Source organism: Allotabrizicola aquatica (SeqCode), assembly GCF_965194375.1.
In the GTDB taxonomy this organism is placed as follows: Bacteria; Pseudomonadota; Alphaproteobacteria; order Rhodobacterales; family Rhodobacteraceae; genus Tabrizicola_A; species Tabrizicola_A aquatica.
In genome coordinates, this window is record NZ_CBDAEL010000002.1 from 1 (window position 1) to 13,507 (window position 13,507).

Annotated in this window: 12 protein-coding genes and 1 tRNA gene; 9 read left to right on the forward strand and 4 right to left on the reverse strand. The window is 61.9% G+C overall.

Features of this window, described 5'->3' with window-relative positions; translation table 11 throughout:
• Positions 1 to 964 precede the first annotated feature (964 nt).
• From AC72UB_RS02710 to AC72UB_RS02725, 4 genes are read left to right on the forward strand one after another with little or no spacing between them, the layout of a single operon-like run.
• On the forward strand, positions 965 to 1,186 hold the full coding sequence (locus AC72UB_RS02710; protein WP_505188409.1) for a helicase associated domain-containing protein: 222 nt from the start codon (positions 965 to 967) through the stop codon (positions 1,184 to 1,186).
• Between the two features lie 60 nt (positions 1,187 to 1,246).
• Positions 1,247 to 3,349 carry an oxidoreductase gene (locus AC72UB_RS02715; protein WP_505188410.1) on the forward strand — a complete coding sequence of 701 codons (2,103 nt, stop codon included), beginning with the start codon at positions 1,247 to 1,249 and terminating at the stop codon, positions 3,347 to 3,349.
• Complete coding sequence (locus tag AC72UB_RS02720) at positions 3,346 to 3,543, forward strand: hypothetical protein (RefSeq protein WP_505188411.1); 198 nt, start codon at positions 3,346 to 3,348, stop codon at positions 3,541 to 3,543. The genes AC72UB_RS02715 and AC72UB_RS02720 overlap by 4 nt, the downstream gene beginning before the upstream one ends.
• Entirely contained in the window at positions 3,540 to 4,103 is a 564-nt protein-coding gene (locus AC72UB_RS02725) for an MOSC domain-containing protein (RefSeq protein ID WP_505188412.1), read from the forward strand. The genes AC72UB_RS02720 and AC72UB_RS02725 overlap by 4 nt, the downstream gene beginning before the upstream one ends.
• A 593-nt stretch (positions 4,104 to 4,696) precedes the next feature.
• On the opposite strand, the gene AC72UB_RS02730 is transcribed toward AC72UB_RS02725, so the two are convergent.
• A tRNA-Ser gene (locus AC72UB_RS02730) sits at positions 4,697 to 4,786 on the reverse strand.
• Positions 4,787 to 4,960: 174 nt separating this feature from the next.
• Here AC72UB_RS02730 and AC72UB_RS02735 point away from each other — a divergent pair.
• A complete protein-coding gene (locus AC72UB_RS02735; RefSeq protein ID WP_505188413.1) occupies positions 4,961 to 5,839 on the forward strand; it encodes a hypothetical protein in 879 nt (292 codons plus the stop codon).
• A gap of 3 nt (positions 5,840 to 5,842) precedes the next feature.
• On the opposite strand, the gene AC72UB_RS02740 is transcribed toward AC72UB_RS02735, so the two are convergent.
• From AC72UB_RS02740 to AC72UB_RS02750, 3 genes are read right to left on the reverse strand one after another with little or no spacing between them, the layout of a single operon-like run.
• Positions 5,843 to 7,912 carry a capsule polysaccharide biogenesis protein gene (locus tag AC72UB_RS02740; RefSeq protein WP_505188414.1) on the reverse strand — a complete coding sequence of 690 codons (2,070 nt, stop codon included), beginning with the start codon at positions 7,910 to 7,912 and terminating at the stop codon, positions 5,843 to 5,845.
• A gap of 7 nt (positions 7,913 to 7,919) precedes the next feature.
• Positions 7,920 to 9,092 carry a polysaccharide biosynthesis/export family protein gene (locus tag AC72UB_RS02745; protein ID WP_505188415.1) on the reverse strand — a complete coding sequence of 391 codons (1,173 nt, stop codon included), beginning with the start codon at positions 9,090 to 9,092 and terminating at the stop codon, positions 7,920 to 7,922.
• A 57-nt stretch (positions 9,093 to 9,149) separates the two neighbouring features.
• Positions 9,150 to 10,436 carry a capsule polysaccharide biogenesis protein gene (locus tag AC72UB_RS02750; RefSeq protein WP_505188416.1) on the reverse strand — a complete coding sequence of 429 codons (1,287 nt, stop codon included), beginning with the start codon at positions 10,434 to 10,436 and terminating at the stop codon, positions 9,150 to 9,152.
• 211 nt (positions 10,437 to 10,647) lie between these two features.
• Here AC72UB_RS02750 and AC72UB_RS02755 point away from each other — a divergent pair, with 211 nt between their 5' ends.
• From AC72UB_RS02755 to nusB, 4 genes are all read left to right on the forward strand, one after another.
• A complete protein-coding gene (locus AC72UB_RS02755) occupies positions 10,648 to 11,244 on the forward strand; it encodes a riboflavin synthase (protein WP_505188417.1) in 597 nt (198 codons plus the stop codon).
• Positions 11,245 to 11,391: 147 nt separating this feature from the next.
• Positions 11,392 to 12,486, forward strand: a complete 1,095-nt coding sequence (ribB, locus tag AC72UB_RS02760; RefSeq protein ID WP_505188418.1) for a 3,4-dihydroxy-2-butanone-4-phosphate synthase — start codon at positions 11,392 to 11,394, stop codon at positions 12,484 to 12,486.
• Between the two features lie 3 nt (positions 12,487 to 12,489).
• Complete coding sequence (locus AC72UB_RS02765; protein ID WP_463289845.1) at positions 12,490 to 12,993, forward strand: 6,7-dimethyl-8-ribityllumazine synthase; 504 nt, start codon at positions 12,490 to 12,492, stop codon at positions 12,991 to 12,993.
• Positions 12,990 to 13,451: a transcription antitermination factor NusB gene (gene nusB / locus AC72UB_RS02770; RefSeq protein ID WP_505188419.1), complete on the forward strand. Its 462-nt coding sequence runs from the start codon at positions 12,990 to 12,992 to the stop codon at positions 13,449 to 13,451. Before AC72UB_RS02765 ends, nusB begins: the two co-directional genes overlap by 4 nt.
• The last annotated feature ends 56 nt before the right edge of the window (positions 13,452 to 13,507 follow it).

The window sequence follows — 13,507 nt, forward strand, 5'->3', positions numbered from 1 at the left end:
AGCGCCTCTAACGCAACACGCGCCTTGAACGCCGCGTCATGGTTCCTGCGTTTCTTCATGTTCTGATCTCCTCGTTCTTGGAGACCAGCAGACGTCAGATCGTAGCTTCCGTCACTGTCCGATTTTCGGGGAGTAGCTCAGCCATCAGCTTCACTGGTTAGGCATAATGCAGAGCTCGCATCATCTTGCGCTCGGTTTTTCTGGTGGAATTGCTCCGAACATGCGCTGAATTTCATTTGGGATCTATTTCTAACTTAGGATAAGAAATATTCACGTATGTGAATTTAAATCTCCTGTGACAGCAGGATTGCTAAAGTGCAAGCGTCGATCATGTTTTCCCGAACTTTCATTTTTCCAATTTCTAGCCGGCTTTGTGTTGCTCGGATCGAATTGCCGTTTCAGCCCTCCCGTTCTTAAGGCCCAAGAACCGAGGTCCTTTGGCCCCAAGGGACCCGTACGTGGCTGCATTATGTCACGAGCAAAGCCCAACGAGGTGCACGAATGAAATTCATGCTGGCTGCTTGGCTTGATCTAGCATCTGTGGCTGTCCCTCAATAAGGCGGGGGCCGTTTCAGCCCCCCCCCGGGGGTGGGCCGGGGTCCAAGGACCAAGGTTTTTTGGCCCGAAGGGACCCGAGGTTGGATAACCAGGCACCAACAATCGCTTGCGGATGAGAGTAGTTCATTCGCGTCAAAATCATTCGATGACGGACACATGCCTACCGGCCGCTGAACCCCCACGTTGAAAGGGGCCTTCGTCGAGTTACCCAAGTGTTAGCGAATTGAAAGCGCGAATGTACGGCGTAGAGGGGCACCGGGAATGGCATAAGGTCAGAGCTTGACGGACCCTCACCAACAGGTGTTTGCTTAGTCGACACCCGAGGAGTGATCTCACTTTTGCCCTCGCGTCGCCCCCATAAGCGGCTCGATTGCAATGCATAGTGGACCTACAGAGGACATAGCGAATGACACCTGACAGATTCAAGCGGCTTAACGATATCGGCTTTGTGTGGGACCCAGTTGCCGACGAATGGGACGCCGGTTTCGCAAAACTTGAACAGTTTAAGACGCGCGAGGGTCACTGCCGGGTGCCCGCAGGGCACATTGAAGATGGCTATAAGCTTGGCTTTTGGGTGGCCCTTCAACGAAAAAGTCGAAAATTGATGCTTGCGGAGCGGGGTGTGTAGTCTTCAACAGCTCGCCTGATACCATTCGACGACGGACACACAGCACAAAGGACATGACACATGGCCCCCAGTTCAACGCGTGATCCGCGATATGACATCCTGTTCGAACCGGTCCGCCTTGGCCCGGTGACAACGAAGAACCGCTTTTATCAGGTGCCGCATTGCACCGGCATGGGCTGGGTGCGTCCGCGCACGCTGGCCGAAATGCGGGGGGTCAAGGCTGAAGGCGGCTGGGGCGTGGTCAATACCGAATACTGTTCGATCCATCCGGCATCTGATGACCAGCTCCACATCTCGGCCACGCTGTGGGACGACACCGATGTGCGCAACCACCGACTGATGACCGACAAGGTCCATGCCCATGGCGCGCTGGCCGGGGCGGAACTCTGGTTCTCGGGCAGCCGCAGCGCCAATATCGCCACGCGGCTTGTGTCGATGGATGTGGCTAGCCGCCCGAATGGCGTGGGCCACCCGTTCCAAAGCCGCGCAATGGACAAGGAGGATATCCGCAACCTGCGCCGTTGGCACCGAAACGCTGCCCTCCGTGCGAAAGCCGCCGAGTTCGACATCGTCTACGTCTATGCCACGCACGGCTATCTGCTGTCGCATTTTCTTGACCCAGAGGCGAACACGCGCTCGGACGAATACGGCGGGTCTCTGGAAAACCGCACGCGCCTTATCCGCGAACTGATCGCTGAGACGAAAGACGCCGTCGGCGACCGCTGCGCCGTGGCCGTGCGCTTTGCGGCTGATGCCAAAGTGGGTGAGGACGGGCAGCCCATTCTTGGCGAGAGGCAAGAGATGTTCGCCATGATGGCCGAAATGCCCGACCTTTGGGACATCAACATTTCCGATTACTCACTGGAAATGGGCGCCTCGCGCTTCGTCAAGGAAGGCTCACTTGAGCCCTACATGCACTGGGTTAAGACGCAGACGACAAAACCTGTGGTCACCGTGGGCCGCTTCACCTCGCCCGACACGATGGCTCGCTGGGTCAAATCCGGGCTGACCGACCTGATTGGGGCGGCCCGCCCTTCCATCGCTGACCCGTTCATCCCGAAAAAGATCGAAGAAGGCCGGATCGAGGATATCCGCGAATGCATCGGCTGCAATGTCTGCTATTCTGGCGACAGCCTGTCGGTGCCGATCCGCTGCACCCAGAACCCGACAATGGGAGAAGAATGGCGCAAGGGTTGGCACCCGGACCGGGCCACACCGCGCGGGTCTGACAGCCTTGTGCTGGTGGTCGGCGCAGGTCCCGCAGGCCTCGAGGCCACGCGGGCGTTGGGCGCTAGGGGGTATCGCGTGGCACTGGCCGAGGCGGGACGCGTGCTGGGCGGGCGCGTCGTGCGCGAGGCAGCCCTGCCGGGAATGCGCGAATACATCCGCGTGCGTGATTGGCGCGAAGGCCAGATCGCCAAGATGGCGAATGTCGAGGTGTTTCGCGAAAGCCGCCTGACGGCGGAAGATATCCACGACTTCGGCGCCGACCATGTGGTCATTGCCACCGGAGCCCGCTGGCGACGCGACATTTTCACAGGCAAGCGGTTTGAGCCGATTGCAGACGAGGATACGCCCGTGTTTACCCCCGATGACATCATGGACGGCCACCTGCCCGAAGGCCCGGTCGTGGTCTACGACGCTGACGGCTATTACATGGGCGGGGTCATCGCTGAACGGCTAAGGTCTGCGGGGCTGGCGGTCACGCTGGTGACCCCCGACCATCAGGTCTCATCCTGGGCGGACCACACTGGCGAAGGCTGGCGTGTGCCGGGGCATCTGATGTCCCAAGGCATCGAGCTTGTGACCGCGCAAGGGTTGTCGTGGTTCGACGGAGAGGTGGTCACACTGGCCTGTGTCCATTTCAACCGCAAAATGACCCTGCCTGCGCACGGACTTGTGGTGGTCGGCCAGCGCGCGCCGGTCGACGACCTATACACAGCCCTGCGCTATGATGCGGTGGGCAACCACACAGACCTGCCCTTCACGCTGGCCCGCATCGGCGATTGCGAGGCGCCCGCGATCATTGCAGCGGCGACTTATGCCGGACATCGCTATGCGCAAGAATTGGACGCCTCCGTCGATATCGACCTGCCGATGCCGCATGACAAAGTTGATGTTGGCCTGATTGCTCCGGCAGTTTGGTCAAAGGCAGCGGAATGACCGGGGTGCGGCGCGGATGGGTGCTTGTGGCACTGGTGGGCCTGATCGCTGCGCTTGGGATTGCGGTTCAGGTTCTGGGCACAAACAGCCCGCCCGCCACCGCACAAGCGGCAACGCAGCCCTGTTTCAGTTGTGATGCCCGGCACGCCCACCTGCACGCCGCACCAATTCACGCTTTGGAGGCACAGCAATGACCAACAGCCCGGAAAACCCAGTCACCGCGACCGAGCTGGCGGCGCACCTGCCTTCGGTCCTTGCGGCCCCGCGTGATGCGGGGATGGTGCGCCTTCTGTGTCTCCGGCCCAAGCCGAATGTGCGGACGTTCCCCGAAGTGCTGACCCTGACACGCGTGGCAGGCGTGGTGGGCGATTTCGAAATGACGCGCCCTTGGCTGGAACTGCCCGATGGCAGCCCCGATCCGCAGATTCAGGTGTCCATCATGCCATGGCGGGTGCTTGACCTGTGCTGGCGCGAACGCGACCGCGTCGCACATCCGGGCGACAACATCGCCGTCGACATGGACCTGTCGACAACGAACATACCGACGGGCAGCCTGCTGTCCGTCGGTACCGCCGTGCTTCGCGTCAGCCAAGAGCCGAACGACGGCTGCGTGAAATGGAAAGTGCGCTGCGGACGAGACGCCTTTGATTGGGTGACAACCCCCGAAGGCTTGGACCTGCGCCTGCGCGGCCTGTTCTGCTCCGTCGAACAGGACGGCGAGGTGCGGCTGGGCGATGTCATCCGTCCCCGTTGACACAACCCGGGTCCACAAACCATCGGCGCGACTAGGTTGCGAACCGCCGGGTCGGGTTCTTCCAACGGAACAGAACTGCCGGCCTTTGAGTTTGCCGATCCAGCATCTGTGGCTGTCCCTCAAGAAGGCGGAGGCCGTTTCAGCCCCCCCGGGGGGTGGCCCGAGGCCCAAGGACCGAGGTCATTTGGCCCCAAGGGACCCGCGCGTGACTGCACTGTCTCGCGGGCCAAGCCCAACGAGGTGCACGAATGAAATCCGTGCTGGCTGCTTGGCTTGATCCAGCATCTGTAGCTGTCCCTCAAGAAGGCGGGGGCCGTTTCAGCCCCCCCCGGGGGTGGGCCGGGGTCCAAGGACCAAGGTCATTTGGCCCGAAGGGACCCGTGTTTGGATAAAGCTCGTGGCCTTTACCAGGTTAACATGCTTGCGCAGCTAGAAGAGCAGATACCGCGGGGCTCGATATTGGTAAGGACCAGCGCAGTGAGGTCACGCAAGGGCGGAGCCAGCTACTTAACTCGTAGGCTCGGCTGTGAAGTGGAGCTATTATGGTAACAATTCCAATAATCGAAAAATATTCTTTTAATTTCAATGGTAAATGGCGGAGAGACAGGGATTCGAACCCTGGGTCGGCGCAAACCGACAACGGTTTTCGAGACCGCCGCATTCGACCACTCTGCCACCTCTCCGCGGTAGGGATCGTGGCGGGGGATTTAGCCGGGACTGAAAGGGCTTGCAAGCCCCAATCCAACGAAACTTGGTGCTCTGAGTGGCCATGGGATTGGCACGGGCCAGCCCGGCACTTACCTGCTATGCAGGATGCGGGTGTTTGCCCGTTCAGGAAAGGTCAAGCGATGTGGCGGTTGGGATCTGTGGCGTGTGCGGCGGCCTTTGGGCTCTGGGCGGTTCTTGGCTCGGTGCAGGTGGCGGCGCAGGCCGTGACGCCGGAGGGCAAGCCCGCTCAGTCGGCCGTGATTCCCGCGCCGGTGCTTGAGTTAAGCCTTGCCCTCAAGGTGCGTGAAGTCATGCAAGTCCTGCGCGAGGAGGGTATGGCCAGCGGTGCCGATCTGGCCAGCGATCTGCCGCGCGGCGCTGAGGATCCTTTGTGGTCTGCCGCCCTGTCTCGGATCTATGATCCAGCCCATATGGAGGCGATTTTCAACCAAACCTTCGCCCAAAGCCTTGCTGACGAGGGCGAGACCGTGGAGGCCGCCACAGCGTTTTTTGCCTCGCCCATCGGCGAGCGGGCCCTTTCTTTGGAACTGGCCGCGCGCATGGCTTTGCAGGACGAGGCGGTCGAGGCTGCGGCGGAGCGCGCCTATGCCGATCTGGCGGAAGCAAACCCTGAACGGCAGGCGATGATCGACATGTTTGTCAGCGTCAATGACCTTGTCGAGTCCAATGTCATGGGGGCTTTGAACGCCAATCTCTCTTTTCTGCGGGGCCTCGCTGACAGCGGGGTTGAAGAATTTGCTTTGCCCGAGGCCGATATGTTGGCACAGGTCTGGGCGACCGAGCCCGAGGTGCGGGACGAGATGGTGGGCTGGGTGTTTCCCTTCCTGACGCTGGCCTATCAGCCGCTTAGCGACGCCGATCTGCAGGCCTATATCGCCTTTTCCAAGACGCCGGCCGGGCAGCGGGTGAATGCAGCGATGTTTCAGGCCTATGATGCGCTGTTTGACGAGATTTCCCACGATCTGGGCCGGGCCTTTGGGCTGGCGCTGCAAGGCGATGACATCTGAGCTTTAGCGCCACAGATGGGCGTGGCTGGCGAGCTGTCCCTGCAGTTTCGACAAGATCCGCAGGCCAAACCCGGGGCGGGCAATCTCGCCCGTGGTCAGGCGTTCCAACACCACCTCCGGCGGGCAGGGGCGGCGGCTGACGGGGTCGAAATAGCGCGGATAGGCGATCAGGGCGGCATGGACCAGTTGGAGCAGCTCTGGCCGGGGCAGGGGGTGGCCGTCGGCGGCATAGCGGCGGCGGTCGGGCAGGGTGCCCAAATCGCGCGTCAGGCCCCAGCCTGCGTAGAACGGTGCGCCAAGACAGGTGACCGGCTTGCCACGGATCAGCGCCTCAAATCCCAGAAGCGAGGTCATCGTCCAAACCTCATCACAGGCCGCGATCAGTGACAAGGGATCGGCGCGGCGCGCCACCACATCGGCCAGCCCGGCCAGATCTTGGTCGGAAATCTGACCCGGTCGCAGGCCGCTTTCCACATCTGGATGTGGCTTGTAGATCAGCCGCGCGCCGGGGTTGGCTTGGGTTGCGGCGGTCAACAGACCAAGATTGGTGCAAACTGGCCCTGTCCCCAGCCGGATTGAGGCGTCGTCTTCGACCTGCCCCACCACCAAAATCCGCCGTCCTTGGCCCAGATCGGGCAGCGGGTCGGTCGCCAGATTGTATTTCGTCACACCCGCCGCAAGGATCCGCGCCAAAAGCGCTTCGGCCCGGGCGCGCCCACCGGGCGGCAAGGGGGCCAAGATGAGCCGCTCCAACCGGCTTTCGCGGTTTGGGTCATAGTAAATGCCGAGATCATCCGTGACGAGCGACAAGGGCGGCACCAGATCGGCCCCAAGACCACGGGAGCGCAAAAAACCATCCTCAACCCTCAGGGCAAGGCCAGGGGCGGCCAGTTCGGCCGCTTCCTTGCCCGCCCAAACCAAGATCTTGCGTGCTGTTTCGTCGGTGCGCCGCTGGGCCTGTGCCGCGGTCTTGGCAAAGAGCAGTGGGGTTTCGCGGCCAAACACCTCTTGCAGCCGCCCCCGTTTCCAAGCGCGCATGCCGAAGGCGACATAGCCCGCCCGGTCCTCGCGGAAGGCGCGGGTTTCCGCTTCCAACTGGTCAACCGCCTCTTCAAAACTGCACAGCCGGTCGCGGCAGGGGTCATACCATGTGGGTGCAAGGATCATCGCCCCCGCGAAAAGCTGGGCGCGTGACAGGCTGCGGCCGCGACGGGCCGGGGGGCTGCGGTCTTGGGTCAGGCCCCAACCAGCGTAGAAGGGCTGGCCGAACATATGGGGCTTGTGACCTGCAAGGATCGCCTCGAACCCCATTTGGGACGAGACGGTGTAGACCGCCACCGCGCCTTGCAGCAGTGCCCAAGGCGAAACTGGATCAGTGCACAGGCTGACCCGGTCGGACAGGTTTTCTGGCCCGTAATGGCCCGCCCGCAGGCCAAGCGCGGTTTCAGGATGCGACTTGATCACGATCCGCGCGCCGGGATTTTCCTCATGCGCCATGACCAGCATTTCGGCAAAAGTCTGGGCGCTGGCGCCGGAATGGGTGATCGAGGCATCGCCGCGTGTCTGGTCAATGACCAGAACAAAGCCTGCGCGGGGCAGGGGGGCGGAATCGTGATGAATGTTGTATTTAGATAAGTTTAGTGACTGAATCCGGGCTATTCCGTCCCGTGCACGGATCATCATGTTCGAATTGTCAAAGGGTTCGCGCATCAGGATGCGCTCCAATGTCGAAGGTTGGCTGGCATCGAAGTGCACACCCAGCCCGTCAAGCATCAGACCTAAGGGCGGATCGCCCATGCGTCCGGGCCGCAATGAGCGAAGGAAGGCATCTTCCACCCGCACAACCGGCACGCCGCGCCGCGCCGCCACCGCCTCGCCCCGCGCGGCATAGGGTGAACGGCCCCAGACCACCACGCCATCTTCGGGACCGGGCAAGCCAAGGCGCAACTCATGCCCGGCCAGCTGCAGGATGCGCCGCAGGCGGGGTTGGCGCAGAAAGCCCGCGTTGAAATAACACAGCCGCCGGGGGACATGACCCTCGGCGGCTGTGGTGGTATCGGAGTGGCCCGACAAGGCCCGCTCAGCCGCCCGTTGCGCTTGTCGCCAGCGTATCCGCCGCGCCGCTGGTGCCGGTGATCGCGGTCAGCGTCTTTTGCCATTGCACGAAGGGCGCTTCGGTCACGTAAACCGTGTCACCATCGCGCACCAAAAAGTCGCGAGCCTCGAACATGCCCGTGGGTTGGGTCAGATCCAGCACATATATCATGCGCTGATCGCCCTGCAGATCCTTGCGGCCCAGAACGGCATTGGCAATCTCGGCAGGCTCGTTGCGGAACACGAAGACGCCCGTCGGGTCGGCGGTCGAGGTGTTCAAGCCGCCCACGATGGCAATCGCCTCAATCGCCGAGAGCGTTTCGGTTTCAAACGGAACCCGGCTTTGGCTGCCGGTGGCCCCAAGCGCGGTAAAGGCGCGGGCGTCACGCTCGACGGTGATGATGTCACCGGGCCGCAGCGCGATGTCGAGGTCGGGGTTGGAATAGAGATCCATCGCCCAGACCTTGCCGGCATGATTGCCGCGCGTCACCCGGATGATCGCGGTTTCCGGCTCAATCGCCACACCGCCAGCCTTGGCCAGCATCGCGTTCAGCGTGCGGGTGGGCCGTTCAATCGGGAACACGCCTTGCGCGCCGGCAAACCCGGCCACTGTCACAGTCGACCCATCGCCCGCCAGCCGCTGGATCTGCACCTGCGGGTCGGGAGTCTGGGTGTCCAGCTTTTTGGTAATGATCTCGCGCAAGCCATCGGGCGACTGCCCCGCCGCCTTGATCTTGCCGGCATAGGGCACAAAGATGAAGCCTTGGCCGTCGACCTGAATTTCGGTCAGTGCCGAAACCCGTTGCCCGGTATTGCCCAACAGCGGGTCATCCTTGACGTTCTCGAACACCGTGATGCCCAAGACATCGCCGGGCGAAATCACGTCAGACCCCAATGGGCCTGCATTGCGAAAGCTGCTGGAAAAGCCAAAGGCCGGTGTCACAGCGGTGGCGCTGGTGACGCGGCTGTTCACAGTCACGACAAAAGCATCGCCCTGCTTCAGCACGGACCCACTGAAAATTTCTCTCTTGTTCGGCCCTGAACGGGGCAAGCCGCACGCGGCCACAAGCCCAACAACCGCGACAAGGGCCAGGGCCGTCGCCCCCCTTGATCTGAAAACACTCACTGCTCGGGCTCCTTTAATTGGAGTTTGCCTCAAATTTTGACTGCAAACCTACAGAAAGGCGGCTGAAATTCCAATTGTCTTTCAAAAATCCTACGTCACCAGCCGCAACTGTTGCCTTGGTGCCGCTTTCCCTGAGCTGAGCGCGTCATAGGGATCCTCCGCCTGCAGCATCATGTCGACGACCTGTCGCAACAACTCACGACGCCCTTGGGAGGAGTAAAACCCCCCCGCAATCTGGCTGGTTTCCAGCAGATAGTGGCGATAATCGCGGTAGGCGCGGCTGTCGGGGCGGGTCGGCCAGGTGAAGAAATCGGTCAAGCTTTGAGTCGAGACAAACTCAGGCTTGGCATAGACCGCCGCGCCAAAGGTTTTCAGCGGCAAGCCGCGCCACAGAACCTGTTGGCCTGCGGTGGAATTCACCGTAACTGCGCTGCGCGCATGGTTCAAAAGCTGCGCCAGCTTGCCGCCGCGCACGAAATGCACCCTGTTCTGCACCCCGTGCAGCCGCGCCAAACGACGAATTTCACGGGCCACAGGCACGCGGCCATCTTCTAGGGGATGCGCCTTGAACACGATGTGATGATGCGGGGCGGCACCTTTGGCAAAGCCCTCCATCACCAGTTCCAGAAACTCGGTCATGGTGGAAAAGGGCGAATGCATCTGAAAGCTTGCGTCATGTTCCAGCTGCAACAGCACCAGATGATAGGGAAAGCCGCCATGCTTGATGCGAAAGGTGGCCAGCATCCGCTCCCACCGGTGAAAGGGCATCAGCGCAAGGCGCTTGCAGTAGAGCAGGAATTCCTGCCCTACGGTCAGTTTGCGGTGCGGGCGGAAGTTGCGGTAATCCCAAAACCCGGTCAGCACGAACCAGTGATACAAGGCCCCCCAGGACACATGCTGGCGCATGTCTCCCCAGCGGGCGGGGGCGTCGGGCAGGTCCATGTCCAGTTGCGCCAGCGCCGCCTGCATTTGCGGCACTGAGGTGTCCATCAGCCGCGAATGGCCGTTCGAGCCGCCGCGCTCATAGGTCACCCAATAGGGCCGCAAATACCCTTCTTCGAACACATGCACCTGAACGCCAGCCGCATGCGCGGCGCGCACAGCTTCGGCGTGGATCAACCGGGTGTCGCCGTAAAGCACGACATCCGTGATCGCGCGGTCGGCCAAGAGCGCGCGAATGGCGGTGGGCCACTCCTCCTGACGGCCCTTGAAGGCAATGTAATTGGCCGAGGGCCAAAAGGCGCGGTCGCCCCGGTTGAAGCCCACCCGCCAGACCTGCGCGCCGGCACGTTCCAGCATCCGGCCCAAAGCATGGAAATAAGGCCCATGCGGACCTTGCAGAAACAAAAACCGACGATCTTGACCCGACAGCCGCATGAAATGACCTTTTACCCCGCCAAAGCCCCCATGCAGGTGGCCCGGTAAAGGGGAATAACTCGTAACTCTTAGCAGATAAGAAACAACCGCGGCAAATTTGAGGCGTCCTGCGCGGGTTTTGCCGGATCGCAAGCGCGCGCTATGTTTCGCTGCGGGCAGGGTTGCGGGCGCAGGCCTGCGCGGCTACCCATGGGGCAAAGGAGAAACGTAGATGTTCACCGGCATTGTCACCGATATGGGCGAGGTTCTGGAGCTGGAGCAGAAGGGTGATTTGCGCGCCCGGATCGGCACCGGTTATGACACCAGCCGCATCGACATTGGCGCTTCGATCGCCTGCGAAGGCGTCTGCTTGACCGTGATCGCGCTGGGCACTTCGCCGCGCAATTGGTTTGACGTGGAAATCAGCGCCGAGACCGTGTCGAAAACCAACCTGACCGATTGGAAGGTTGGCAGGCGTCTGAACCTTGAACGGGCGCTGAAGGTGGGGGACGAACTTGGCGGGCATATCGTCTCGGGCCATGTCGATGGCGTGGCTGAAGTGGTCGGCGTGCGCCCTGAGGGCGACAGCCTGCGCGTCACCTTCCGTGCGCCCGAAGCCTTGGCCAAATTCATCGCGCCCAAGGGCTCGGTTGCGCTGAATGGCACCAGCCTGACGGTGAACGAGGTGGAGGGCCGCGATTTCGGCATCAACTTTATTCCCCATACTCAAAAGGTCACGACATGGGGCGAGGTGGCCTTGGGTGACAAGATCAACCTCGAAGTGGACACCATGGCGCGCTATGTCGCGCGGCTGCGTGATTGGGGCTGATCTTCGCGCAACCGCGCGATGTTGGCAGGAACCCTCACACAGATATCATTTGGGTTCCGCGTGATTGAGTGAGCCCCTCTCTCTGGCCTTTGGCGCGCGGGCAGGCTAATGGCTGGGCCAGAGACTCAGGTTGCGCGCGGACCCATCATGACCAAGACAGATTATTCGGATGTCATCTCCTCGACCGAGGAGATCATCGAGGACGCCCGCAACGGGCGCATGTTCATTCTGGTGGACCATGAGGACCGCGAGAATGAAGGCGATCTGGTGATCCCGGCACAGATGTGCACGCCGCAGGCCATCAACTTTATGGCGACCCACGGGCGTGGCCTGATCTGTCTGGCGATGCCCGCCGCGCGGATCGATGCGCTGGGCTTGCCCCTGATGAGCCCGAAGAATTCGTCGCGCCATGAAACCGCTTTTACGCTGTCGATCGAGGCGCGCGAGGGCGTGTCGACCGGCATTTCGGCGGCTGACCGGGCGCGCACGGTGTCGGTGGCGATTGATCCTTCCAAAGGGGCCGCGGACATTGCGACGCCGGGGCATATCTTCCCCCTGCGTGCCCGTGATGGTGGCGTGCTGGTGCGCGCAGGCCATACCGAGGCGGCGGTGGACGTCAGCCGTCTGGCGGGGCTGAACGCCAGTGGCGTGATCTGCGAGATCATGAATGATGATGGCACCATGGCGCGTCTGCCCGATCTGGTGGTCTTTGCCCAAAAGCATGGTCTAAAGATCGGTACGATTTCCGATCTGATCGCCTATCGCCGTCGCCATGACAATCTGGTGCGCGAGAATGCTGTGAAGCGGGTGCAGTCGGTCTATGGCGGCGACTGGCTGATGCGGGTCTTTGCCGACGAGACGCAAGGTTCCGAGCATATTGTGCTGACCAAGGGCGATCTGTCGGGCAAGGGGCCGGTTCTGGCGCGGGTGCATCAGTTGAACCCGTTGGAGGATGTTTTGGGCATCGGTGGGGCGCATGTGGGCGACCTTCAGGGCGCCATGCGGGTGATCGCTGCTGAGGGCCGGGGTGCCGTCGTCCTGTTGCGCGACACATCGATGAAGATGGTCGAAGAGGGCGAGGCCAGCCCGCAAACCCTGCGGCAGTATGGGCTTGGGGCGCAGATCCTGTCGGCGCTGGGCCTGACGGATATCACGCTGGTGACCAATTCCGCTGCGCCCAAGGTTGTCGGTCTGGAAGCTTATGGGTTGACCATTGCCGGCACCCGCCGGATCGAGGGTTGAGCCATGGCGGCCAGTGAACAGCACTATACCCTCCCGCTGCCGAGCTTTTCCAAGCCGGTCAAGCTCTTGATCGTGGTAGCACCCTATTACAAGGACATCACGGATCAGCTGGTTGCCGGCGCCCGCGGTGTTGCGGCGGCTTGTGGGGCCGAGGTGGATTTGGTTGAAGTGCCGGGCGCTTTGGAGGTGCCGACGGCGATTGGTCTGGCAGAGCGCATGGCCAAATATGATGGCTATGTCGCCTTGGGCTGCGTCATTCGCGGCGAGACCACGCATTATGACACCGTGTGCAATGACAGCAGCCGGGCGATCACGCTTTTGGGCCTGCAGGGGGCTTGCATCGGCAATGGCATCCTGACCGTGGAAAACCGCGAGCAAGCCTTGGTTCGGGCCGAAGTGGCGGGCCAGAACAAGGGCGGCGGCGCGGCGGCGGCGGCTCTGCATCTGATCGCGCTCTCGCGGGCATGGGCCGCGGGCGATCGGGGCGGTATGGGGTTCCGCCCATGACCCGCCCTGACAAACGGCAAATGAAATCAGCCTCGCGGCTTTATGCCGTGCAGGCCCTGTTCCAGATGGAAAGCTCGGCGCAAACGGTGCAAGCCGTGTGCCGCGAGTTCGAGACCCATCGGTTTGGCGCGACCTATGATGAGGGCGAGTTCGCCGAGGGCGATGTGGACCATTTCCGCGAGGTGGTGGACAAGGCGGTCAACTGGCAGGCCAAGATCGACCAGATGACCGACCGAGCGCTGGTGGCGGCATGGCCGATTGACCGAATCGATCCGGTGTTGCGCGCGCTCTTCCGCGCGGCCGGGGCCGAATTGGTGGATATGGTGACGCCGCCCAAGGTGGCGATCACTGAATATGTCGACGTGGCCAAGGCGTTCTTCCCCGATGGCAAAGAGCCGAAATTCGTCAATGCCGTTTTGGACCACATGGCCCGCGAAGCGCGGCCTGAAGCCTTTTGATCCCGACGTTCTGAAACCCGCTTCTCCTCGTTCACGTCGTGCTCTCGTCATGCGCT